18 protein-coding genes are annotated in these 23,171 nt (G+C 43.1%); 8 read left to right on the forward strand and 10 right to left on the reverse strand.

Annotation, left to right across the window (positions count from 1 at the left end):
• The first annotated feature begins 11 nt into the window (after positions 1-11).
• The 3 genes from C1A47_RS08685 (at position 12) to C1A47_RS08695 (ending at position 2,611) form a co-directional block, all read left to right on the forward strand.
• A complete protein-coding gene (locus C1A47_RS08685; protein WP_162625929.1) occupies positions 12-920 on the forward strand; it encodes a transporter in 909 nt (302 codons plus the stop codon).
• Between the two features lie 16 nt (positions 921-936).
• Positions 937-1,353: a GlcG/HbpS family heme-binding protein gene (locus C1A47_RS08690; protein ID WP_111894428.1), complete on the forward strand. Its 417-nt coding sequence runs from the start codon at positions 937-939 to the stop codon at positions 1,351-1,353.
• A gap of 124 nt (positions 1,354-1,477) precedes the next feature.
• Complete coding sequence (locus C1A47_RS08695) at positions 1,478-2,611, forward strand: MFS transporter (RefSeq protein WP_227539757.1); 1,134 nt, start codon at positions 1,478-1,480, stop codon at positions 2,609-2,611.
• Positions 2,612-2,886: 275 nt separating this feature from the next.
• Here the strand turns inward: C1A47_RS08695 and C1A47_RS08700 are convergent, their stop codons facing one another.
• The 4 genes from C1A47_RS08700 to C1A47_RS08715 form a co-directional block, all read right to left on the reverse strand.
• A complete protein-coding gene (locus tag C1A47_RS08700) occupies positions 2,887-5,991 on the reverse strand; it encodes an efflux RND transporter permease subunit (RefSeq protein WP_111894432.1) in 3,105 nt (1,034 codons plus the stop codon).
• A gap of 90 nt (positions 5,992-6,081) precedes the next feature.
• Positions 6,082-7,131 carry an efflux RND transporter periplasmic adaptor subunit gene (locus tag C1A47_RS08705; RefSeq protein WP_111894434.1) on the reverse strand — a complete coding sequence of 350 codons (1,050 nt, stop codon included), beginning with the start codon at positions 7,129-7,131 and terminating at the stop codon, positions 6,082-6,084.
• Positions 7,128-8,516 (reverse strand): TolC family protein, encoded by a 1,389-nt coding sequence (locus C1A47_RS08710; protein WP_111894436.1) that lies wholly within the window; start codon positions 8,514-8,516, stop codon positions 7,128-7,130. Before C1A47_RS08710 ends, C1A47_RS08705 begins: the two co-directional genes overlap by 4 nt.
• Before the next feature lie 272 nt (positions 8,517-8,788).
• Positions 8,789-9,304 (reverse strand): hypothetical protein, encoded by a 516-nt coding sequence (locus C1A47_RS08715; RefSeq protein ID WP_111894438.1) that lies wholly within the window; start codon positions 9,302-9,304, stop codon positions 8,789-8,791.
• Between the two features lie 312 nt (positions 9,305-9,616).
• Here C1A47_RS08715 and C1A47_RS08720 point away from each other — a divergent pair, with 312 nt between their 5' ends.
• Entirely contained in the window at positions 9,617-10,825 is a 1,209-nt protein-coding gene (locus C1A47_RS08720) for a multidrug effflux MFS transporter (RefSeq protein ID WP_111894440.1), read from the forward strand.
• Here C1A47_RS08720 and C1A47_RS08725 read toward each other — a convergent pair.
• Complete coding sequence (locus C1A47_RS08725; protein ID WP_111894442.1) at positions 10,820-11,713, reverse strand: AraC family transcriptional regulator; 894 nt, start codon at positions 11,711-11,713, stop codon at positions 10,820-10,822. The genes C1A47_RS08720 and C1A47_RS08725 overlap by 6 nt on opposite strands.
• Before the next feature lie 190 nt (positions 11,714-11,903).
• On the opposite strand from C1A47_RS08725, the gene C1A47_RS08730 reads away from it, so the two are divergent.
• Positions 11,904-12,308 carry a cupin domain-containing protein gene (locus C1A47_RS08730; RefSeq protein WP_111894444.1) on the forward strand — a complete coding sequence of 135 codons (405 nt, stop codon included), beginning with the start codon at positions 11,904-11,906 and terminating at the stop codon, positions 12,306-12,308.
• 1 nt (position 12,309) lies between these two features.
• Positions 12,310-13,371, forward strand: a complete 1,062-nt coding sequence (locus tag C1A47_RS08735) for an NAD(P)-dependent alcohol dehydrogenase (RefSeq protein WP_111894446.1) — start codon at positions 12,310-12,312, stop codon at positions 13,369-13,371.
• A gap of 102 nt (positions 13,372-13,473) precedes the next feature.
• Here the strand turns inward: C1A47_RS08735 and C1A47_RS08740 are convergent, their stop codons facing one another.
• From C1A47_RS08740 to C1A47_RS08750, 3 genes are all read right to left on the reverse strand, one after another.
• The gene (locus tag C1A47_RS08740) at positions 13,474-14,307 is read right to left on the reverse strand and encodes an SDR family NAD(P)-dependent oxidoreductase (RefSeq protein WP_111894448.1); all 834 of its coding nucleotides are present in this window, start codon (positions 14,305-14,307) and stop codon (positions 13,474-13,476) included.
• Between the two features lie 25 nt (positions 14,308-14,332).
• Positions 14,333-15,970 carry a long-chain-fatty-acid--CoA ligase gene (locus tag C1A47_RS08745; RefSeq protein WP_111894450.1) on the reverse strand — a complete coding sequence of 546 codons (1,638 nt, stop codon included), beginning with the start codon at positions 15,968-15,970 and terminating at the stop codon, positions 14,333-14,335.
• Between the two features lie 192 nt (positions 15,971-16,162).
• Positions 16,163-16,678: a 2,4'-dihydroxyacetophenone dioxygenase family protein gene (locus tag C1A47_RS08750; protein ID WP_111894452.1), complete on the reverse strand. Its 516-nt coding sequence runs from the start codon at positions 16,676-16,678 to the stop codon at positions 16,163-16,165.
• A 390-nt stretch (positions 16,679-17,068) separates the two neighbouring features.
• Between C1A47_RS08750 and C1A47_RS08755 the strand changes: the two genes are divergently transcribed.
• Positions 17,069-19,765 (forward strand): LuxR C-terminal-related transcriptional regulator, encoded by a 2,697-nt coding sequence (locus C1A47_RS08755; protein ID WP_111894454.1) that lies wholly within the window; start codon positions 17,069-17,071, stop codon positions 19,763-19,765.
• 73 nt (positions 19,766-19,838) lie between these two features.
• On the opposite strand, the gene C1A47_RS08760 is transcribed toward C1A47_RS08755, so the two are convergent.
• Complete coding sequence (locus C1A47_RS08760) at positions 19,839-20,567, reverse strand: SDR family NAD(P)-dependent oxidoreductase (protein ID WP_111894456.1); 729 nt, start codon at positions 20,565-20,567, stop codon at positions 19,839-19,841.
• A gap of 587 nt (positions 20,568-21,154) precedes the next feature.
• Here C1A47_RS08760 and C1A47_RS08765 point away from each other — a divergent pair.
• Positions 21,155-22,354, forward strand: a complete 1,200-nt coding sequence (locus C1A47_RS08765) for an OmpP1/FadL family transporter (protein ID WP_111894458.1) — start codon at positions 21,155-21,157, stop codon at positions 22,352-22,354.
• A gap of 78 nt (positions 22,355-22,432) precedes the next feature.
• Here C1A47_RS08765 and C1A47_RS08770 read toward each other — a convergent pair whose 3' ends face one another.
• Entirely contained in the window at positions 22,433-23,170 is a 738-nt protein-coding gene (locus tag C1A47_RS08770) for a 4'-phosphopantetheinyl transferase family protein (protein WP_111894460.1), read from the reverse strand.
• Position 23,171: the final 1 nt, after the last annotated feature.

The following is a 23,171-nucleotide window of genomic DNA, read 5'->3' on the forward strand; positions in this document are numbered from 1 at the left end:
GGATGAATAAAATGAAACATGGATTGGTTTTAGGCCTACTCACGTCTGTAATTTCTGGTTCGATTTACGCCACGGAAGGCGGAACCATCGGTTATCCACTCGGTATTGATGCAATTTATAGCGGTGTAATGTTTCCAAAGGGATTAACAGGGATGTTGATCTATCAAAATTACTCTGCGGACAAAGTTACCGATTCACATGGCAATACGCCGAGTGGAATCAACTCATTTAAAATTAATTCCAATGCGCTCTCTGCAAGATTTGATTACACCTGGCCAGAGGCCAAAATTTTAGGTGCCGATGTCGGTTCGAGAGCAACATTTGCCTTTCCAGATGTCGATGTCAAAAATGAAGTCAATTACGTCGGTGATGTTGGTGGCAGTTCGAAAGGCATGACTGACTCGACCATCACACCGATGATGCTTGGATGGCACGGCAAGAATTTGCAGCAAGTGGCTGGAATGGATATTACGATTCCAGTTGGCAAATATAATAAAAATGATGCCGTGAATGTTGGCAGTGGCTACATGACATTTGCGCCGTATTATGCCTTTACGTGGTTTGACCGAAGCTGGGATTTTTCAGGGAAACTGGTGTATGTCATCAACCAGAAAAATATGCATACCGATTATAAATCTGGCAATGGTTTTACGCTTGAAACCAGCTTGGGCTATCACGTCAATCCGAAATTCACGGCAGGTATTACAGGATACGCCTTTAAACAAGTCACGGATGATAAACAAGATGGTGTGGTTTATGAAGATGGTTACCGAGGTCAAGTCATGGGGCTAGGGCCATATATTTCTTATCGTTTTGATGCAGGCCCAGCATTAATCATTCGAGCGTATAAAGAGTTTAAGGCAGAAAACCATTCTGAGGGCGAAAGTGTATTTGCAGGCCTAATGTATCACTTTAAATAGAAAAGAGGATGAGGACATGATTGGTTTTGAGCAGGCATTTGAACTGATTCATTGTGCAATCAAGGTTGCACGAGAAGAACAGTTTAAGCCGATGGCAATCGTGGTGGTTGATACCGCAGGCAATATCGTCTGTTCAGGGCGAGATAATGGGGCGAATTTTATGCGGCATGAAATCGCTTATGGGAAAGCTGTAGCGGCGATTGGCATGCAAGCCAATACCCGACAACTGGTCAAAAAGTCTCAGGACATGCCTGTGTTCTTTAATAGTATCGCCACAGCAGTCGATAAACCGTTTATTCCGCAGACAGGTGCGATTCTGATTTGCCAAGAGGATGACATTATCGGTGCAATCGGTGCTTCGGGTGGCACAGGTGATCAGGATGAAATGATTCTGGTTAAGGCCATTGAGCATTTAAAACTGAGTTGGAAATAGACTTTCAATAGAGAACAGCCTGATGATCTGTGTTTAAACATAATTCATCGAGCTGAAATACAAATCTTCAATTTAAATGGATTTTATGATGCAAGATTTTAGTATTAAAAACATATTTGGGCTCATGTCTGCACATTGTGCGGGAATGGTTGATCTGGTTGCTTTGCCGATCTGGATTGGTGTTTTAGTTTCTTTTTATCATTTTGATTTTCAAAATGCAGGTTTGTTGGTGACGTTGTTTTTATTAGGCGTCACACTGGCGAGTTGTATATTTTCACCCAAGTTTAATCGATTACAGATCAGAAAATGGGTCATTGCTGGGTATGGCTGTGCTTTTTTGATCTTTTTACTGTGTTTTTTTCAAACATCATTTTTACTCTTTGTTGCGCTGCACTTTCTCGCTGGCATAAGCGTTGGGACATCGTTAAGTTTGACCCATGGGACAGTCGGAAAAAGTAGAAATCCGCACCGTTTATTTGCTTTATTGGGAATGGCACTCGGGGTTTTTAGTATTGCATTTATGGCAGGGGCTACCCAAATACTACAACATTATCGTGGGGCTTATTTCTTTCTAGTTTTGGCTTTGGTGATGGGGTGTGCCAGTGTGGCCACGTTCATCTTCTTTCCAAAAAATATAATATCCAATACGCTGACTGATCATATCCACAAAACTGTAGGTAAATTAAGCCTAAATACTTGGCTAGTCATCTTTGGGGTCAGTTTATTAAGTATGACTCAAGCTTTAGTGCTCAGTTTCTTTGAGCGGGTCGGTACTTTTCGCGGATTTAGTGCGAAACAGATTGCAACAGCACTGGTGGTTTATACCGTAGTGAGCCTGATTCCTGCACCTGTCGCAGCTTTTTTACAGAAACGAGTGAACAAATTTGTGGTGATTTGCTTTGGGCCAATGCTACAAGCCATCTCTGCCTTGTGTATTTATCAGACCCATCAGTTTATGGTGTTTACGATATTTGGCTCATGCATGATCTTTAGCATTTTGTTTATCCATACCTTTGCTTTTGGCTTGTTGGCTGAGTTAGATCCATCTGGCCGAGCGGTCTCGGCAACGCCAGCGATGCTGATGTTTGGCTCAGCCGTGGGGCCATTACTGGGTGGGGCTTTGGTTAAATTCTGGGGTTTTGAAGCGATTGGTTACATGGCAGTTGTGCTGGTGGCCTTACAAATCATCCTTTTCAATATTTCCAGATTACGCAGCAAGGCAACCGAACAGCAAATCTTGGTGAATGATTCAGTTTAATCTGAATTGTTTGAAAATAGACGTCTTTCATAATTACTTACACCCTCTTTATTTTTCTCCCTGAGCAAATTGAAATCTATTTCAATGCAGCGCAAGTGAAATAAAAAGGACTTATGAAAGAAGTCTAATATGCATTTGAATCGGCATTAACCAAAGAATTTAAGATGATGCTGATCATGAATCATTTCTTCAAAGGCAAACTGTTGTCATTCAGTTTGCCTTTGAGCATCACTCAAATTTTTGCTTTCTGATTGAGTCTGTTTTACTGCTGAAACCTATGGCATTTCCTCAATTTTTTTAGATTGTCCAAAACGTCCATAATGTAGCGCAAAGGTCGGCAAGATAATTAAATTCAGTGCGGTCGATGTAATCAGACCACCCAAAATCACGATGGCCATAGGCCCTTCAATTTCATTGCCTGCTGCGCTGCTGGTTAACGCCAGTGGGAGCAGTGCAAGTGCAGTGACAAGGGCAGTCATTAAAATCGGAACTAAGCGTTCAGAAGCACCTTGCATGGCGGTCTGAAAATTCCACGGTAACCCGTCGACATGCACCAAATGTTCGTAATGACTGATCAGCATGAGCGAATTGCGGAGTGAAATACCAAACAGCGTCACAAATCCCACCATACTGCCTAAAGACAGATTTCCACCCGAAACAATCACAATGGCAATCCCACCGACCAAGGCAAAAGGTAAATTTGCCATGACCAAAACTACACTGTGAGCATTTCGCAAAGCCAAGAACAGCAGCAATGTAATACACGCCAGTGAAATCAGGCCATACATGATCAGGTCGTGCTGTGACTGAGCCCGAGCTTCACTTTCACCACCAAATACGGCGTAGACCCCTTTGGGCATTTGTATTTCATGGGTCATACGTGCCTGTGCTTCTTTAACAAAATCACTGGCAGGTCGACTGCCAAGTATTACGGAAATGGTTTGTACGCGTTGTCCCCCCACATGCGTGATCTGATAGCGTCCAGAGACCTGCTGAATTGTAGCGAGTGAATGTAATGGTACGGTGAGACCATCGCTATTGCGGATCATCAGTCCACCGATACTCATCAGATCTTTACGCGCTGAGGGTGGCAAGGCGACTGTGACATCATATGAGCGGCTTCCTTCATAAATTTGCGAGACAGTGACACCTTCATATGCGGCCTGAATGGTGTCGAGTACTTCAAGCGGTTTAAAGCCCCATTTGCTGAGTGCTTCTGGTTTCAATCGGACATCGAGCTGAGGAATGCCTGGTGGTGAATCGACCTGTACACTGGCTGCCCCTGAAATTGTGCCGAGCATCCGTGCAATTTGCTGCGCTGTTCGATCAATCACATCTAAATTATTGCCAAATACACTCACGACAACAGGTGCGGTGACACCTGAGATGACTTCATCAATCCGTTCAACCAAAAAGGTATTTACAGAAGTGGTTAAGCCAGGGAAGCGATCTAAAGTTTGCCGAATCCGATATAACGTCCAATCCTGATCCTTAGCCGACATTGGACGAAGATCAACTTCAAATTCAGACAGTTGCACGCCTGTCGGATCGACCACTTCATCGGCACGTCCTGCACGTTGAGCGACCAAGCGTACACCGGGAATTTGCATGAGGGCTTTGGACACCTGAGTGCCGATTCGCATAGACTCTGTTAAAGATGTCCCCGGTTCTAAGCCCATATGCACAATATAATGACCTTCGCGGAGCTGAGGAATGAAGTTCCCACTCAGAAAGGGCAGCAGGGCAAAAGACGTGATACACAGACAGATAATACCTATCGCAATTGCTTTGACATGCCGTTCCACACTCGCCAGTAAGGCCAAATAGCGTTTTTTAAGCCACCTGATCAATCGTGGCTCATGTTCAGGCAATTTTCCACGCGTCAAAAGTGCCAATGCCATGGCAGGTGTAAGGGTTAGTGCGACAATCAGTGACGCCAATACCGCCAAAATATACGCAATCCCCAAAGGTGCAAACAAACGTCCACCTACACCTGTGAGTGTTAAGACAGGCAGAAAAATCAGCATGACAATGAATGTGGCAAATACCACGGCGCTACGCACTTCTAGTGATGCTTTCAGCACAACCTGATAGGCAGGCAATGGCTGAGCTGAAAGACGATTTTCACGTAAGCGTCGATAGATATTTTCAACATCAATAATCGCGTCGTCGACCACTTCCCCTAAGGCAATTGCAAGCCCGCCAAGTGTCATGGTATTGAGACTTACGCCAAAAGAAATCAAGACGATGACTGCCATGAGCAGTGAAAGCGGGATTGCTACGGCTGAAATCACTGCAGTTCGCATATTCAACAAGAACATAAACAGTACGGCGATTACTAGAACTGCACCTACAATCAAGGCGGTACGCAAATGTCCAACTGCGGTTTCGATAAAATTCGCAGGTCTAAAGACATCCATGTGTAGATCAACTCCTTCCTGAACCAATAGGGGTTGAATGGCTGCCAGTTGTTTTTCGATGCCGCGGGTAACGGTCATGGTATTGGCGCCGTATTGGCTATCCATGATCAGCATGATCCCGGGTTTTCCCATAATGGATGCACTGCCAACGGGTGGCTCGCTTGCCCATGTCACGGTTGCCACATCACCAAGATGAATCGCGCTTCCATTGTTAGAACGTAAAACCACGCCTGCAATTTGCTGTGGTGTAGTGAGTTGTCCATTGACATTGATATCAATTCGCTGATTGGCATTTTCAATAAATCCCGCACCGCGTACGCCAGTTGCTTGCTGTGCTGTGGCGATGACATCTTGAATAGACAGGCCGTAACGCATGAGTTTGTCAGGATCAACCTGAATTTGCATTTGCCGAGCACTGCCACCAAACACGACCACATCGGCAACGCCTGACACAGCCAGCATTTGCGGTTTAATCGTCCACTGTGCAATGTCGTATAGCTCTTGCACTGAGCGAGTCGATGACGTAAGCCCAACTGTTCTGACGGTACTGGTGGTTGTGGTCAGTGGAAGTAAACTGGGTGGTTTAACCCCTGCGGGGAGTGTTGCCGCGAGTCCATTGATACGTTCCGTCACCAACTGCCGAACTTGCATGATGCTGGTTTTATTGTCAAAGACCAGCGTGATCAAAGACAAGCCTTGCATGGAGCGTGAGTGCATGGACTGCAAACCGACCATACCACCCAAGGCATTTTCGATGGGTTGGGTGACTAGCGTCTCGACCTGTTCACTGGTCAGTCCTGGGGCTTCGGTCTGTACCATGCTCATTGGGGGTGAAAACTCGGGGAATACATCGAGCTGAGCACGGTTCAAACTGAAAATTCCGTATGCGGTGAGGATAAGTGCTAAGGCATAGATGACACCACGAAATCGCAATGAGAACTGGATGATCATATTCAGCATGGGCACATCCTCCTATCCGTTATTTTTTAGTTTTAGCAATGATTTATATTGTGTTTGTTTGGTTTTGAAATGCTTTTTTAAATTAAAAGATTAGCCATCACACTCAGGCGGATCTTTACAAATGGTATTGATTCCTTGTGGTTTCAGTTCTTCAGAAAGGAGTAGTTGTGCACCTTGTGTCACCACAGCATCTCCCGCATGGAAGTTTGACCCTGCAATAAAACCTTGTCCCATTTCATCCGAAGCAGAAACATAACGACGGGTAAACTGATTGGATGCTGTACGCACATAGGCCCAAGATTGTCCGCCGTACCAGACGATCGCCTGTTCTGGAATCACAATACTTGAGTTGCTCTGTCCGACGAGTGGAATACGTGCATTTAAGCGCAAGTTGGTTGGGAGAGATTGCGGAACCACATAAAGCCAAGGATTGCCCTGAATGGTCGGGTCTGCCTGAGGTGAGGCAGACAGTTTTTGAGCTTGTATTACTTTTCCATCGGCTGCTTGAACATTAATCTGATTGGGTGCACTGACACTACTTGGTAAAGTGACTCGTAAAATCACCGCTTTGCCCAGTTGCAATTGCTGCATTAAATCAGATTTTGACATAATGGCTGTCTGGGTCATGGTTTCCCCAAACTGTTGCCGTATCGCGGCGGTAAGCTCAGGGAGTGCAGCGCGTGCAGCTTTGAGTTTTGCCTGATCGCTCTGTAAGACAGATTGAGCATCTTGCAGACTTTTTTGGGAAATATTGCGGTCATCGTTAAATAATTGGCGACTGCGTTCATACTGCGCCTGAGAATTTGCAGCCTGTGCAGACAATGAAGCAATGTCCGCCTGAGCGGTCGCTAACTGGTTTCTTAAATTAAACAATGGTTGTAGATCAATCACCGTTGCATAAGCGGCGAGATCTTGCTGGGTCATGGTCGATGTCAAACGTGAAACTTCAATACGGCTGGCTTTTTGTGCCTCGGGGCTCACGGTAATGACGCTTTCTCCATGCACAGTTTGTACCGTTGGTTTGGGTGTAGCATCTGCTGTTGGCGGAGGAGTGAGCATTTGACTGAGATACCAGCCAATACCAACACCCGCAGCTAAAACCAGCACAATTGCGAAAGACAGAATCAAACGGAGTTTCATGGGTTTAACTCCTGCATTTGGACTAATTTATTGTTTGATGTCAGGTCATGGTTTAAAAATCGCTGTAAAACATCTTCAAGATCACCTGCGGCTTTTTGTGCCGAAATTGTGGCATCGAGTGTATTGAGTTGACTGGTTTGATAAGCGATCAGCGCTTGGGTGTAACTCAAACGATCCAGATTTCCCACTTTAAAGGCTGTGGCTTGATGCTTGAGTTGTTGCTGTGCCGTGGTTCGAGATTGGATTGCCAACCGCATTGCTGCCTGACTGGATTGATAACCGAGTAAGGCTTGGGACAAGTCTCCCAAAATTTTGTCTTGCAGTGCCTCGGTACGTGCAGCCGCTTCTTTACGTTTGGCTTCAGCAACACGAATACCCCCCTGATTTCGGTCAAAAATCGGCAGTGAAACGCCTGCTAAACCAAAGGCGATTTTATTGGTGCCCATGTCATAGGTATAACCTGGCCCAAGATGAATGTCTGGATATTGCTTGGCGACCTCCAGCTGGAGTACTGATTCACTGGCAGCATAGTCTGCCAGTGAAGACAGAAGGTCAGCCCGTTGCAAGATGGCTTGACGCTGAACAGATTTTGGAGGAATGACAGGGATTTGCTGAAACTCGCTTAAATCGAAGTGAATGCCTTTTAGAGCGGATACGGGTAAACCGATTGCTTTAGCTAGTGAGTTTAGGGCAGTTTGCTCACTGCTACGTGCTTCTAGCAATTGACTTTGTGTTTGTGTATTTACCAATACCGCTTCATTAAATTCAGGTTGTGAAAATTGTCCCAACGCCAAGCGTTTACGGCTCATGTTTACAATCTGTTGTTGTGCCGATGTCTGATGTGACAATAAGCCCATACGCTCACGCGCTGCGTACAATTCAAGCAAGGCATCTCGCACATCGGCACTGACTTTCCATGCCTGATCGCGAATATTTAACCGTGCAGCTTCACTCACATGACTGGCTTGATTGATACGGTAGCCACGTTTATGTGCGGTTTCAATGGGGATATCTAAGGCAAACCCTAAACTAAATCGGGAAATACCAGAACCCGATGTAGCCGCTTGAAATGGGAGTTGAAGCACAGGATTCGGTCTGGCTTTGGCAACGTCAATTTCGGCTTTGGAGCTTTCCCATTCTGCCCGAGATACATCTAGGCTAGGGTTATAATAAAATGCTGCCAGTGTCAGCATTTCACGGTTCCAATGCGCTACAGGCCATGCAATGTCATGGCCCAACGCATGTTGTATATAGGCGTGGAGGTCTGGAGAATCCAGTGAGCGCTCTTCAAACTGCTGAACAAGTTGAGCGGGTGCAAGCGGCTGGGCATGATATGTCGTACAACCTGTCAGCACGACTAAAACACTGTAAATCAGTTTGCGCATGAACTTTCCTCATGAGTTGCCAAACATGAGATAGGGGACTTTTAAAATAATGTGCTCATTATCAATTTTATGCAACTATTAGCCTTCTTTTATAAGTCCTTTTTATTTCTCTTACGCTGCATTAAATTGTATTTCAATTTTGCTCAGGGAGAAAAATAAAGAGGGTTTAGGCCATTATGAATGAAGTTTATTCATATTCTTGTGCAATAAGCGATCGGTCTGAAAATCTGCGTGTTTGCTCTTGAGTTGTTTTACTGTGAATATCTGCACGCCTATTTTTTTGGAGGATTGAGCAGAATGTTGGGAATTTTCCCGAGAAAGATGTCACGGGCAATATCACCTTGCTGTTCAATGTTGTAATACTGAAATGGCTTATTATTTTTAAATGTGTATGCATAAGGATTATAGCGTTTAAAGCTCAGATAATACGCCGTTTGTAAAATAGCACCTGCGACTAAAACCGATCTGCCTTGCTGATATTGCAGAATATGGGTGAGTTCATGAATAAATACTCCCTGATATATTTCTGATTCTAGTGCATAGTCCAATGAATAATTTTCAGGATTCACAAAAATAGCGCCATTGGGTGCCATAAACATGCCAACGGGTTGCCACGGTAAAAACGGCGTGTTCAAGATTCGGACTTTGTCATAATCAATCAGATCTGCAAAGACAGGTGTCGCAAGGGTAATTTCATTACGGGTCAAGGGGCGCACGTGTAATGACCAGATTTTAAAGAAATCCAGACAGAACAAGAAAAATTGATTTTGAATTCGATTTTTTAGCATAAAGAGTATAAGTTTCAACGAAGTCTTCAAGAAACCTGACAGTGACAATTCATTATTACGGCTTGATTAAGCCACATCATACCCGTTTCGTAAATATTGGTATGGCGAAGAGTTTTAGATCACTGGCTGTAATTAGCGAAAACCAAAAATAAACAGGTTTAAATGATTTTTTTAAACCAGAATTAATTCAAGCGGTATATAAAGGTAGACCTATTCGAGTACTTAATTGATGCCGTTTGAAAATGTATGACGGCAATGACTCGTTACGCTCAGAAATCACCGATCTTAGCGTAACTCTTTTGAAGAAATAATATGAACTTCCCATCTCAGATCTCCCCAAGAGCCAGTAACCAAGGCGTGAGCCAATGGTTTTTTCTGTCTATGCTGAGTGCCTTAATGGCATTTACCTCGCTGTCTACCGATATTTATTTACCTGCCATGCCTGCAATGGCAAAACAGCTACATGGCAATGTCGAATTGACCATTACAGGTTTTCTGGTTGGTTTTGCCTTGGCTCAACTGGTTTGGGGGCCGATTAGTGACCGTATTGGACGCCGTATTCCTTTATTTATCGGAATGGGCTTATTTATTATTGGTTCACTGGGCTGTGCTTACTCAAATACTATTGAGCAGATTGTATTCTGGCGTGTTTTTCAAGCATTTGGAGCTTGTACAGGGCCGATGCTGGCACGAGCCATGATTCGGGATTTATATGCGCGCTCACAAGCGGCACATATGTTGTCGACCTTAACCATTATTATGGCGATTGCACCAATTGCAGGGCCAATCATTGGTGGACAACTGATTCGCATCAGTACATGGCACAGTATCTTTTTCCTGTTGGCAGCTTTGGGGCTTGCCATGTTTGCCGCGTTATTCTTTTTGCCAGAAACGCATACTCAAGAAAAGCGTACCGTGATGTCATTGCCTATGGTTTTTTCGACATATAAGTCGCTGCTTGGGAACTGGCAGTTTATGCGTTACACCCTGTGCGTGACTTTTTTCTATATTGCCGTGTATGCATTTATTGTGGGATCGCCATTTGTTTATATTTCCTATTATGGCGTGCCTGCTCAGCACTATGGCTGGTTGTTTGCTTGCAATATTTTCGGTGTAGTGGGAATCAGCTTCATTAACCGAAAAATGGTGAAGCGTTATAGTCTTGAGCTTTTATTAAAAGTGACGACCTGTATCGCAATGCTGTCCTTGTTGATCTTGTGCGCTTTACATCTGGCGCATATTGGCAGTTTGTATAGCCTAGTCTTCATGGTTTTTCTGTTTTTCTCCATGAATGGAATTATCGCGGCCAGTTCCACAGCCGCCGCACTGGATGGAGTTCCTCATGTAGCTGGATCTGCGGCTGCGTTGATTGGATCATTACAGTACGGTAGCGGGATTGTTTCATCATTGCTATTGGCCTATTTTTCAACAGGTACACCAACAGCCATGCTCAGCATCATGACTATTTTTACTGTACTGAGCGCTGTGGTTTTACATCTGGGTCGATCCAAACATTCATAAGGATAAATGCTTTATATCTTCCGATGGGGAGGCACCAAAGAAGCGTTTATATTCTCGGGAAAATTGAGACAGGCTTTCATAGCCCACCTGTAGACTGGCCGAAGAAATGTCTCGATTTTCAGTCATTAGCAAGCGCCGTGCTTCGGTCAGGCGTAAGCTTTTCTGGTACTGTAATGGACTCATATTGGTAATGTCCCGAAAATGTTGATGAAAACTCGAGATGCTCATGCTCATATGCTTGGCTAAATCCTCAATGCGTAATGGCTGATTAAACTGCTGTTTAATCCAGTCTATCGCACGAATAATCCGATGACCTGTCGTGCCCATCGTCACGATGTGTTTAAGACGTTCGCCTTGGGGACTCATCAGCAGTCGGTAAAAAATCTCTTTAATAATCAGGGGTGCCAAAATCGGTAAATCATCTGGCGTTTCAAGCAAGTCCAGTAAACGAATAAAGGCATGAGTCATTTCAGGCGTAAGCTTACCAACCGCAATGCCTTTACGGTCACGATTTGAAGGCTGAAAGGTCATCTGAGCTTCCAGCATGATTTGCGCCAGTAAATGCGGGTCAAGTTTGAGTAAGACCCCTAAATAGGGGTGTTCGGAAGACGCTTGGGTAATTTGCGCAATGACAGGAAAGTCCACCGCAGTAAACAGAAAATGCTGTGCATCATAGGTATAGACTTCCTGACCCAGCATGACCTGTTTTTGTCCTTGAGCAATCAGGCACAGGCTGGCATCCATCACATAACTGGTCGGATCGGTCGGTTGTTCCCAGCGACTTAAACTTAAGCCTGCAATCGGGGTTTTCAGTTGATGCTGTCCTTGCATCAGTTTGGTGATGCGCTGAGACAAAATTTCATTTAAATCGCTTTCCGATTGGGTCATTGCGAAGACCTTTTATACCTGTACTTTGTCTAAACATAGTTGGAAATGGCACAGAAACCTAGGGGTGACAATATTTTTTTGGAGGATTAGGCAAATCTGCAAGAGGAATGGAACAACCGATTTTGGTCTAAATTCCTATACTGATTCTACGGTTCTGATGATAGACCGCTTTATGAAGAGGTAAGTCACAATGCAAGTGTTTAAAAATGCCCAGCATCAGTCTCAACAAGGCCCAGCAGACTGGTTTAGTGGAGTGGTTCATATTGACAGTCTGTTTGCTCAGCAAGAACCTGGTGCTGTCAGTGGCGGGCGTGTGACCTTTCAGCCTCAGGCACGCACAGCTTGGCACACGCATCCTCTAGGTCAGATTTTATTGGTTACTGCGGGTATGGGGTATGTCCAAAAATGGGGAGAACCGCGCCAAATGATTCAGCCAGGCGATATTGTGGTGATTGCACCCAATGAAAAACACTGGCACGGCGCATCGGAACAGCAATTTATGACCCATATTGCCTTACAGGAAGCAGAACACGGTCAGGTCGTGACTTGGCTGGAACATGTTTTAGATGAACAATATTTAACGTCTGGAGAATAAGATGAGTATTAAAGTCTTAGGTTATGCAGCCCAATCGGCAACAAGTCCTTTAGCTCCGTTTACCTTTGAACGCCGTAATCCGCGTGAAGATGATGTCACCATTCAGATTGAGTATTGTGGGGTTTGCCACTCCGATTTACATCAGGCACGTAATGACTGGGGTTTTAGCCGTTATCCGATTGTTCCAGGACATGAAATTGTCGGTCGGGTGACTTCCATTGGCACTAAAGTGACGAAATATAAAGTCGGTGATTTGGTTGGGATTGGCTGTTTAGTCGATTCTTGCCGTCACTGTTCAGCGTGTGACAATGGTCTAGAACAGTACTGTGAAAATGGAAGTGTACAAACCTATGGCGGTGAAGATTTACATGACCACCGTATAACTTATGGTGGTTATTCACAAACCATGATCTGTTCTGAAGATTTTGTGCTGAAAGTACCTGAAAACCTAGATACCAAAGCCGTTGCGCCGTTGTTATGTGCAGGAATTACCACATGGTCACCACTACGTCATTGGAACGTGGGTCAGGGAACTAAAGTTGCCGTGGTCGGTCTAGGCGGTTTAGGTCATATGGCGATTAAACTGGCTCATGCACTCGGTGCAGAAGTCACGCTATTTACCCGTTCAGCCAGTAAGGAACAGGATGCCAAACAATTAGGTGCAGATCATGTGGTGCTCTCGACAGATGAAGCGCAAATGCAAGCGGCTGCGAATCAGTTTGACCTGATTATTGATACCGTTCCATATGAACACGATCTCAATCCGTATGTGCCAACCTTGGCACTAAATGGAACATTAGTACTCGTTGGATACTTGGGCGAAATCAAACCGCATACTGTACCGATGATTATGGGTCGCCGTTCAGTGGCAGGCTCAGTGATTGGCGGTATTCAAGAGACTCAGGAGCTTTTGGACTTTTGTGGTGAGCATAACATTACTGCTGATGTAGAAATGATTGAAATGCAAACCATCAATGACGCCTTTGAACGTATGCTGAAAAGTGATGTGAAATACCGTTTCGTGATTGATATGCAGTCTTTTCATGAAAATTCGGCAGCATAAACATTCCAAATAAATCATTCTAAACAGACAAGCCAGATGAATGCCATCTGGCTTGTTGTGTTATGGCGAGTATTTTACTCATCTCAGCTTTAGCAAATGATCTTAGGAAAGCTGATATTTCTTGATAATCTTATCGAGTTTCTTATCAATCTGCCCCCGATACAGATTCGGTAAGACACGTGAGATTTTGGCCAGAATCCGTGCCTGTGTACTTGGAATAATCATAAATTCAGAAGAATGAATCCCTGCGTAAATATCTTTACAGGCTTGATCAACTGTCAGACTTCCACCCAATTGCTTTAATTCTGCGGTAATTTTAGAGCCAAGTTTACGTTCTTCAGTGACCAGTGGCGTTTCTACTTCAGGAGGGCAGACCACGGCCACATTGATTTTCTTGCTGCGTAACTCCATACGAAGAACTTCTGCTAAACCCACCACGCCAAATTTTGACGAACAATACCCTGTATAACCATAACAACCCACCAGTCCTGCGGCAGAGGCAATAAACACAAGCTTTGGTGTTTTGCTTTGTGCAGTTGCCTGATAAAGGAATGGTAATGCTGCATGTGCGACATTACGACTGCCCACCAGATTAATGTTGATCTGACGCTGAAACTCATCCGACGTCATGTCATCAAAAGACTTGGCAATACTGATACCTGCGGAGTTAATCAGGAGATCAGGTACGCCAAATTCTGTCGCAGCCTGATTGAATGCGGCCTCTAACGAGGTTTCGTTTTGAACGTCAATTTGGAAACCACGGACATACGGCGAAATTTGCTGTAATTGCGATACCGCTTCTTCAATGCCTGCGTGAGCAAAAATACAGACCTGATAACGATCTTTAAGTAAACGCTTGGTCAGTTCAAAGCCAATGCCACTACTGCCACCTGTGACCCAAGCTGTTTTGGTGTGTGCTGAAATTTGTTGTTTCATATCAATATCCATTTGATGATGCTATTTAAATCGCTGCGTTACTCAGCAGGACGTCATTAAATTTTTTACGAAGTTCGGCTTTCACAATTTTCCCTGCGCCATTCATAGGCAGAGCATCGACAAACAGCACCGCGTCAGGAATTTGCCAGCGTGCAATTTTGTTTTCAAAGTAAGCACGAACATGGTCTTCATTCAGGTGTGAGTTTTCTTCTTTGACCACAATCAGAATTGGACGTTCGCCCCATTTCGGATGGTGTGCTGCAATTGCCGCCGCCATTTTGATTTCAGGGTGTCCCACCGCGATATTTTCAATCTCTACCGAAGAAATCCATTCTCCACCTGACTTGATCAGGTCTTTGGCACGATCACAAATGGTCATGTAACCATCGGCATCAATGGTTGCAATATCACCTGTATCGAACCAGCCATCGTCAGTCAGAGCGCTGTTTTCCTGATTGAAATAGCGTTCGATAATCCACGCGCCACGAACCTGAAGGTTGCCCTGAGTGTGACCATCGTGCAGTAAGGGTGCATTGTGGTTGTCTGCATCCACAATGCGAAGATCGACACCAAAAGGTGGACGACCTTGGGTTAGGCGGAGTTTTTCGAATTCTTCAGCATTTAAACTGTGATGTTTAGCTTTAGACTGGTTCACTGTCCCGACAGGGCTGGTTTCGGTCATTCCCCAAGCATGAATGGTGTCGCAGTGGTAAGTGTTTTTAAATTCACGGATGATGGATGGAGGACATGCCGCACCGCCCACGACATTGCGCTTCATGCTGGCTAAGGTCGAGCCGCGTTTTTTTGCTGCTGTGAGCAAACCTTGCCAAATGGTTGGAACACCCAAAGCAACGGTGACTTGGCAACCATCAATCAGGTCAATTAGGCTGTCGCCGTCCAGATTTGGGCCAGGTAAGACAAAACTGGCACCCACCATCGCTGCGGCATACGGAATTCCCCATGCATTGACATGGAACATCGGGACAACAGGCATTACCGTATCATTGGCCGATAAAGCTAAAGAGTCAGGAAAGCAGATTGCCATGGCATGTAGTAATGAAGACCGATGGCTATACAATACGCCTTTAGGGTTTCCAGTCGTACCTGATGTATAGCAGAGAGAGCTGGCAGTTTCTTCACTGAGCTGTGGCCACGTAAACTGATCAGATTGAGCCTGAATCAATTCATCATAGAAAATGACGTTTGGAAGTGCCTGAACGATTTTTTCATCATATGGCCCATAACAAATGAACCACTCAACCGATGGTACTTTGTCATGAATCGCTGTGATTAACGGAACAAAGGTCGAATCGAAGAATATAACCTTGTCTTGTGCGTCATTGATAATAAAAACAAGCTGTTCTGGAAACAAACGTGGGTTAATGGTGTGGCAAACGTAACCACTCCCTGAAATGGCATACCACGATTCAAGATGACGATGATTATTCCATGCAATCGTTGCAAGTCGATCACCTTGGCTTAAGTCAAAGCTGCTGAGCGCATTGGCGAGACGTTTACTATTCTTTTGAACTTCAAACCAGTTGGTTGTGATGATTTGACCATTATTTTCACGTGAGATAATGGGAGTATCTGCATGATATTTTGCAGCATGTTCAATTAAGTGACTAATCAGCAAAGGCTGCTGCATCATATTACCGAGCATAGAGATCATCCTTGAAATATTTATTGTTTTATATGGTATTTCTTTCAAAAAACCTTTTATCTAGCTGCGCTAATTGAATGACTCAGACAGAACAATAAAAGGGATATACGCCATGATGAAAGAAAACGATAGACCAGACTTTTAGCAAGTTACTATGTATTCTCACTAAAAGTCTTTTTTATAAAATAATGTTTATTCAGGATTGTTGGAAGCTTTGTCGCTGAAATCGACTGCACTGTTCGGTTTAATATAACGTGGCATTTTTTGACCTGTCTGTTTTGCAACAGCATGCAGCGTTTTTTCGATCCAGCCTGAATCCATAATGAACATCAGGGAATCATCGTCATTCAGGTTCACGTTTGCGCCTTCAATCACCATGAAACCTTCAGTGCCTTCCTTGCTTGAGAAAGTGTGAATCGAACCAGCTGGTTCAAACAAATAGCTTCCTGCCGTTTGTACATCATTTGGATATTCGACATAGCTCCAAGAGCCCGCCGTTGTAAAGAAATGCACGGTTCCTGTATGGAAGTGACGTGGCAAGATGGTGTTTGGCTCAAAGCGAGCATAGACCACCCAAACACCGTTGTCTGGATCGAGGAAACACGGGCTAACATGTACACCTGGCAAAGCATTTTTGACTTCACCATCACGTTTAGTATTAATTGTGAGTAAATAATCTTGATGTTTAATAGCTTGGGCAATACTCATGACAAACTCCATGTATGTCTTTTCTATAGATTTTTGATATCTCTCGATATCTGCTAATGTCCATACGATTTAGCTTGAATTCAGCATAGCAACCTTTGAGTTACTGAAAACCATTCAAAAGAATGGATTTGCTATGGTTTGATCATGGCTGATCATCAATCCCTTAATCCCTTAATCCCTTTTACTGATCCATATGCCAGAACAATAGAAAGATGATGTGCAGATTGACTAAAGTGTGGATTGTGAAAAACAGATGCCTGTATTAACGTGAAGATTGGCTATTTGTGCTTGCAAGTCATTAGAAAAACAGCATGATGCTTAAAACAGAACAAATTTCATGGAATCGAGATTTGTGTATAGATTGAAGAATAAAGATTGGAAGATGTAAAAATGAAGGTGTTGAAGACTAAACTCAGCCGCCCAAGCATCATGAATGAGATGACGATGCAACGTCCTCAGTTACTTAAACAGATGTTGGAGTATTGTCATTCATCACTGGTGTTTATCCATGCTGCGGCGGGTTATGGCAAAACCACCTTAATGTATCAACTCAGTGAATCATTACAGGCTCAAGGCAAGCAGACTTGTTGGCTGACTTTAGACAGTGACGATAATGACCCAATTCGACTGTATCAATATCTCTGGGCCGCATTACTGAGTAGTGAACATCATCAACCTATTCCAGAAGGGCAAATTTATAAACAGAATGTGATCGAACTGGCTCAGCATGTGGCAGAACTCGACCATGACATCGTGATTTTTATTGATGAATTTGAGGTACTGACAAATCCAGACTGTCTAAATATTTTGTGGTGGTTATATCAGTATTTGCCGAATAACGGTCATATGGTGATTGCTTCACGGGTCAAACCTTATTGGAGTTTTACCAAAGAGTTTCTACTTGGGCGGTTGAAGTTTGTCACGGAAGGACAACTCAGTGTCAAACTTGAAGATCGTGGCGAACTCATTCAATTCTTACAACAGCAGAATTTTGACCATTTAGCCTTGAGTGATGAACTTGCCCAGTTACTGATTGAAAAGACCGAAGGCTGGATCACAGGAATTCAGCTCACCAATCTATATCTGAAGAATGACCATGATGCAGGTGCAGTGATTCAAAGCTTAAGCGGTGCACACAATCAGATTGTGGATTATCTGAGTGAGCAGGTTTTTATGCAGCTTTCAGAAGACATGCGAGATTTTATTTTAAAGATCAGTATTCTTCGTAAACTGAGTTTGCCTGTCGTTAGCGAGGTCACACAAAACCCTGCAGCCAATCAGTGCTTTGACGCCATGATTCAAAAAGGGCTATTTCTACAAGCACTCGATGAACAGCATGCTTGGTATCGGATCCATCATTTGTTCCGTGATTTTCTGGAAATGCGTTTTAAACAGTTCAATGTTGAAGCTTACAAAGCAGCCTGTTCACGTGCTGCTTACTGGTTTAAGCAGAATCATTATTTGATGGAAGCCATATACTACGCGCAACTTGCACAAGATCAGACTTTGGTGCTGGCGTTACTCCAAGAGGTGAGTCGTACGCTGATTCTTGAAGGACGTATATATACGCTGTTGGAACTGGTCAAACAGATTCCTGAACAAAGTCTCGTTCAACATGGCGAGCTGTTATATGACATTACATGGTCACTCATCATTACCCATCAAAATGCGCGGGCAAATCATTATTTACAGTTGTGGCAAAATAGCCACCAGAGTGAGGCCTTACCCCTTAGAGACGATCAGTTAAGTATTGCACCGATGTTGGCCTTACTGACAGATCATCTGGAGCAAGCCTATCAACTGGCTCAGCAGAATATAAGCAAGCTCTCGGAAACAGCATATTTTGTGCGTGCACCACTGATTGGGATTGGTGCACTCTACCATATTGCGATTGGGCAATTGACCGAAGCACGCAAGATCCTGATCAAAACCCGTGCGACTTATATACAAGGTCACAATGCCTATGGCCTGATTTTCACAGACTGTGTGGCGGCGGCTTGTGATTATCTCGAAGGGAATATTGAACAGGCACTTGAAAAGTGTAATTACATTGGTAAAAGTGAGGATTATTCAAAGCTGAGCTCAGATGACGTTCTTCAACCAATGATCTTGACGATTACCAGTAGTATGAAAGCCTTTTTATACTATGAGTTGAATCAGCTCGAACAAGCCGAGCAAACCTTACAAAGTTTTAATGGTGGAGAGCAGCTCATCATTCCTGATCTTGCGATTATCGGTTATGAGCTTCAATTGCGTTTGGCGCATTTGCAAGGGCATGCACAGGCAGAACAGGAATGTCTGACACAAGTCCAAATTCGTACTCAAGACTGGTCTATGCCACGGCTCACGGACAGCATACAACGTCTATATGATCAGTTTCAGTGGTTTCATGCACAAGAGAAACTGGCTGGATTTTCTGATGCCAATATTGAAACGCTATGTCGGGCACATTTGGAAAAATCGCTTAATCTTTCCAATGTCTTTACGGGCGATGATCTGGGTATTTATCGTGAGCTGATTTTTACTGGGAAAGAACACAAGGCATGTGAACTGCTTGAACTGGAGTTAAAGCGCATCGGGACTTATCTGTTCAGGTCAGTCCGTATTCTGTTCTTGATGGCGCTGGCGCAGTATCGTTTAGATCAGCGAGAGATTGCCTTTAACCACTTTGAGCAAGCACTGATCTTACTTGAACCGACCAAAGTGATTCGTATCGTCCTCGATGAACATCCGTTACTGATTCAGCTTTTAGCTGATTATGCACAGCATCTACAAAAAAGTAAGAAACAGGAAAATGCCGTGCAGATTGCATTTACCGAGCAGCTATGCAGCTTATGTTGCCCAGAGTTTGCTGCTCAACCCGATAGTGTCGATGTGAAAGATCTGCAGGCTGATCTGCTCTCTAAACGTGAAGTTCAGATTTTACAAAAAGTCAGTCAAGGCTGTACCGATATTGAACTGGCAGATCAGGTATTTTTGTCGGTGAATACTGTGAAATGGCATTTACGGAATATTTATAACAAGCTCGGGGTTCGTTCGCGGCTAGAAGCGGTGACTGAGGCAAAAAAATTGGGGTTAATCGACTGAATTAACCCCAAGCATGGGAAACATTTACGATGTGCTATTTCTTATTGTTGTGAATAACGACATGGGTTAAGGCTTATAGAATCGAATATCCGCCGTCAATTTTGACAATACTGCCGTTAATAAAGCTGGCAGCTTCAGACGCTAAAAACACCACTACATTGGCAATTTCTTCGGGTTTCCCTAATCGCTGCATCGGTGAGCGTTGCATAATCCCTGCATAAACTTCAGGCATATCTTTTAACGGTTGAATGAGAGGTGTATCAATCCAGCCAGGTGCAACAGCATTTACCCGAATTTTGGCTTGAGAAAAACTCAAGGCATGTGAAAAGGTCAGTTGATCAATTGCACCTTTAGATGAGGAATAAGCAGGAGCCAGCGCAGAACCAAAGATTGCATAGAGTGAGGATACATTGGTAATGGATGGATTATCCGATTTTGCTAAATGTTTTGCAGCCACTTCGCTGATATAAAACACCGAGGTCAAATTGACATCCATGACGCGTTTAAAGGTGTCTAATTCATGCTCAGCAATCGAGCCCATGCCTGCGCCGTTAAATAAGCTGTCTATACGATCAAGTTTTGAGAAAAATGTATCCACTGCGTTTTTATCGGTCACATCGATTTCTACCGCTTCAATATTTAAACCCGCAGGGTATGTGACTTTGTCAGTTTGTAGGCCTAAAGCCCAAACTTTTGCACCTTTTTCTGCAAAGGCAACACTGACTGCATAGCCAATTCCAGAAGTTCCACCTGTCACGACAACGACTTTATTTTCAAACATCTTGGTGTTGAAAGTTTCCATGTCTTGCTCATCCTGTTTGTAATTTTGTTTTTCAATCAGTCTGTACTGATAATTTCACACTAAAGGATCAGCAAATCACTGGAAAGAATGGAGATGTAAAACCATTCCATCTCCATTCTTTTGCATGGTTATTTGAAAGGGCAGGCTTGTTAATCTGCACATACAGCCAATATTGTCAGCGCGTATTGGCTGTATTCATGAGCTGACAAAAAACATCACGAAGGAACGTGATTCAGCTTGAGATCTTAAATGCAAAGGATTGCGTTATGACTGATTTAAAAAGAAATTCTCGAAACCACATTTTCGGCTTAGCCATATTGTCAATTTATTCAAAATAGATAGATAGGTTGCTGTAAAACAACAGTGATTGCTCAAGATCTAACTTTGTCAAACAAATAGCACACATCGGATTCGTGATTCATAAAAACAGCTCATATCCATAGGAAGCCTGTTAATTCAATGCATCATTGAATGGCACAAAGCATAAAAATTAAGTTATTGAAATTTATAAAAAGAGTGATTTTAACCAGTATATACAACAGGAGTCTGTATTTACTGATCGTACTTCGTAACTAAAGGACTAGAAAATGCTACGAAATCAGAAAAAATATATTGCCCTCGCAATATTAACGCCGTTATATGCAACTCAGGCAAATGCAGCAGGATTAGAGCGCGCACCACAGTCGGTGGATGCCTTGTTTGAATCTGGAACTTATGCTGAAGTCGGTTATGCCTATATCTCACCTGATATTTCAGGACATGATATTGCGACAGGTGGTCAACCTTCGCACACTATTTCAAACATGGCCAAAGATTTTGAGTCATTTAACTACGCCGTGAAAGTCGATTTATCCGATAAATTTAAACTGGCAGTAATGTACGATGAGCCATTTGGCGCGAAAGTTGAGTTTAAAGGGGAAAATAACTTTGTTGATGACAGTCGACAAGGGGAAGACCGAAATACACGTGTAACAGTGAAGTCTAAAAATATCACTACGTTATTGGGTTACAACATCAATAAAAACGTCATGATCTATGGCGGGCCTGCTTTACAGGAATTGAGTGCCGATGTGCATTTGCGCGGTGTTGCTTATGGTGCTGGCGCAGGCTATGACAACCGATTCTCTTCTGGCATAGATGTCGGCTGGGTTGCTGGAATCAGCTATGCAAAGCCTGAATATGGTATTTTGGCCTCTTTGACGTATCGTTCTGAAATTCATCACAAAATGAATATCGAAGAAAATATGCCACTCGCAGACTTATTGAACCTTGATTATGCACATAGCAACAAAGGCAAAGTCACGACACCTGAATCATTCAATCTGAATTTGCAAACGGGGATTAACTCAACCACAGCAGTTTTTGCAAAAATTCGATATATCCCGTGGGGTTCATTTGAGTACCGACCGCCTGTTTTAGATCACACGACTCAAGTTGCTCTTGGGAGTAATCAAGGTTTACCGCTGTTAAATTATTCAAAAGACCAGACTTCGGTTGAACTGGGTGTTGGTAAAAAACTGAGTCCAAAATTAACCCTTGCTGTTTCTGGTTTATGGGATTCAGGTGCAGGTAATCCTGTCACAACATTAGGGCCAGTAGAAGGGTACTGGGGAGCTGGTTTAGCTGCAAAATATAATATCACCGAGCATCTTGCGCTAAGTTTAGGTGGTCGTTATTTATGGTTCGGTAATGCCAAAGGCAATGTTCCAGATGGTCAGATTGTTGGTGAATTTTCAGGAAATACAGGGTATGTACTTGGAATGAAACTATCCTATAACTCAAAATAAAATTATTAGCCTCCTTTTATCATGGTTTACACCTTCTTTATGATTTATAAAGAAGGTTTTTTTAATGATTATTCTCACTCAATTTTTGGAAAGAAAAACATAAGTTAAAATTTCATTGTCTAAAAAAATATAATTTACAGTAACTTCATTATGATTTTGTGCTTTTTTTAGGTTGAAAATCATCTGTTGTGTTGTGGTATTCATAGATATAATCTCAATTTCTTTAAATGATAAGACAAATTTAAATTTTGAGCATATTGCCTTAATTATGCTTTCTTTTGCTGAGAATATAATTAAATAAAGATATAAATTGGATTTTAAAAATTTGTCTAGGTACTTAATTTCAAATGAGCTTAGAAACTGATTTAATATGTTCTTATCATCATTTAAAACACTATGATTGCTTTTTAACTCAATATCAATGCCGACAAATTGAGCCTGATTTAAAGATGCAATAGCAACGCCTTTGTTTGCACAACACATTGAATGACTAATGCTTCCACAGCAGGATTCTGGCCAGATTGGCTCTCCATACTTTCCATTTTTTAAAATAAAATCGTATTTTTGGTTGAGGGACTTTAATGCATATTGTGCTGCTAATCGGCCAATAAAATATTCATTTTGTCTTTTAAAACATGAATTTATAATTTTTTCTGGAAGATGAATATTAAATTCATCATACAAGTCGATAATATTTCGGCCGTGATCTAGTTGAATCGAGGTCTTATGAAACTCCAATTGATGAATCTGGATTTTTTCATAACTTACTGGTTGGTTTCGTGTGTAGCGTTTTTTATTTAGATTCATGTTTTGCATG

The organism is Acinetobacter sp. MB5 (genome assembly GCF_003261585.1).
Lineage (GTDB): Bacteria > Pseudomonadota > Gammaproteobacteria > Pseudomonadales > Moraxellaceae > Acinetobacter.

What these genes read in the sequence shown, in the direction of transcription:
- C1A47_RS08685 (WP_162625929.1), top strand. Translation starts at nt 12, where the DNA reads ATGAAACATGGATTGGTTTTAGGCCTACTCACGTCTGTAATTTCTGGT.
- C1A47_RS08690 (WP_111894428.1), top strand. Translation starts at nt 937, where the DNA reads ATGATTGGTTTTGAGCAGGCATTTGAACTGATTCATTGTGCAATCAAG.
- C1A47_RS08695 (WP_227539757.1), top strand. Translation starts at nt 1,478, where the DNA reads ATGTCTGCACATTGTGCGGGAATGGTTGATCTGGTTGCTTTGCCGATC.
- C1A47_RS08700 (WP_111894432.1), bottom strand. Translation starts at nt 5,991, where the DNA reads ATGCTGAATATGATCATCCAGTTCTCATTGCGATTTCGTGGTGTCATC.
- C1A47_RS08705 (WP_111894434.1), bottom strand. Translation starts at nt 7,131, where the DNA reads ATGAAACTCCGTTTGATTCTGTCTTTCGCAATTGTGCTGGTTTTAGCT.
- C1A47_RS08710 (WP_111894436.1), bottom strand. Translation starts at nt 8,516, where the DNA reads ATGCGCAAACTGATTTACAGTGTTTTAGTCGTGCTGACAGGTTGTACG.
- C1A47_RS08715 (WP_111894438.1), bottom strand. Translation starts at nt 9,304, where the DNA reads ATGCTAAAAAATCGAATTCAAAATCAATTTTTCTTGTTCTGTCTGGAT.
- C1A47_RS08720 (WP_111894440.1), top strand. Translation starts at nt 9,617, where the DNA reads ATGAACTTCCCATCTCAGATCTCCCCAAGAGCCAGTAACCAAGGCGTG.
- C1A47_RS08725 (WP_111894442.1), bottom strand. Translation starts at nt 11,713, where the DNA reads ATGACCCAATCGGAAAGCGATTTAAATGAAATTTTGTCTCAGCGCATC.
- C1A47_RS08730 (WP_111894444.1), top strand. Translation starts at nt 11,904, where the DNA reads ATGCAAGTGTTTAAAAATGCCCAGCATCAGTCTCAACAAGGCCCAGCA.
- C1A47_RS08735 (WP_111894446.1), top strand. Translation starts at nt 12,310, where the DNA reads ATGAGTATTAAAGTCTTAGGTTATGCAGCCCAATCGGCAACAAGTCCT.
- C1A47_RS08740 (WP_111894448.1), bottom strand. Translation starts at nt 14,307, where the DNA reads ATGAAACAACAAATTTCAGCACACACCAAAACAGCTTGGGTCACAGGT.
- C1A47_RS08745 (WP_111894450.1), bottom strand. Translation starts at nt 15,970, where the DNA reads ATGCTCGGTAATATGATGCAGCAGCCTTTGCTGATTAGTCACTTAATT.
- C1A47_RS08750 (WP_111894452.1), bottom strand. Translation starts at nt 16,678, where the DNA reads ATGAGTATTGCCCAAGCTATTAAACATCAAGATTATTTACTCACAATT.
- C1A47_RS08755 (WP_111894454.1), top strand. Translation starts at nt 17,069, where the DNA reads ATGAAGGTGTTGAAGACTAAACTCAGCCGCCCAAGCATCATGAATGAG.
- C1A47_RS08760 (WP_111894456.1), bottom strand. Translation starts at nt 20,567, where the DNA reads ATGGAAACTTTCAACACCAAGATGTTTGAAAATAAAGTCGTTGTCGTG.
- C1A47_RS08765 (WP_111894458.1), top strand. Translation starts at nt 21,155, where the DNA reads ATGCTACGAAATCAGAAAAAATATATTGCCCTCGCAATATTAACGCCG.
- C1A47_RS08770 (WP_111894460.1), bottom strand. Translation starts at nt 23,170, where the DNA reads ATGCAAAACATGAATCTAAATAAAAAACGCTACACACGAAACCAACCA.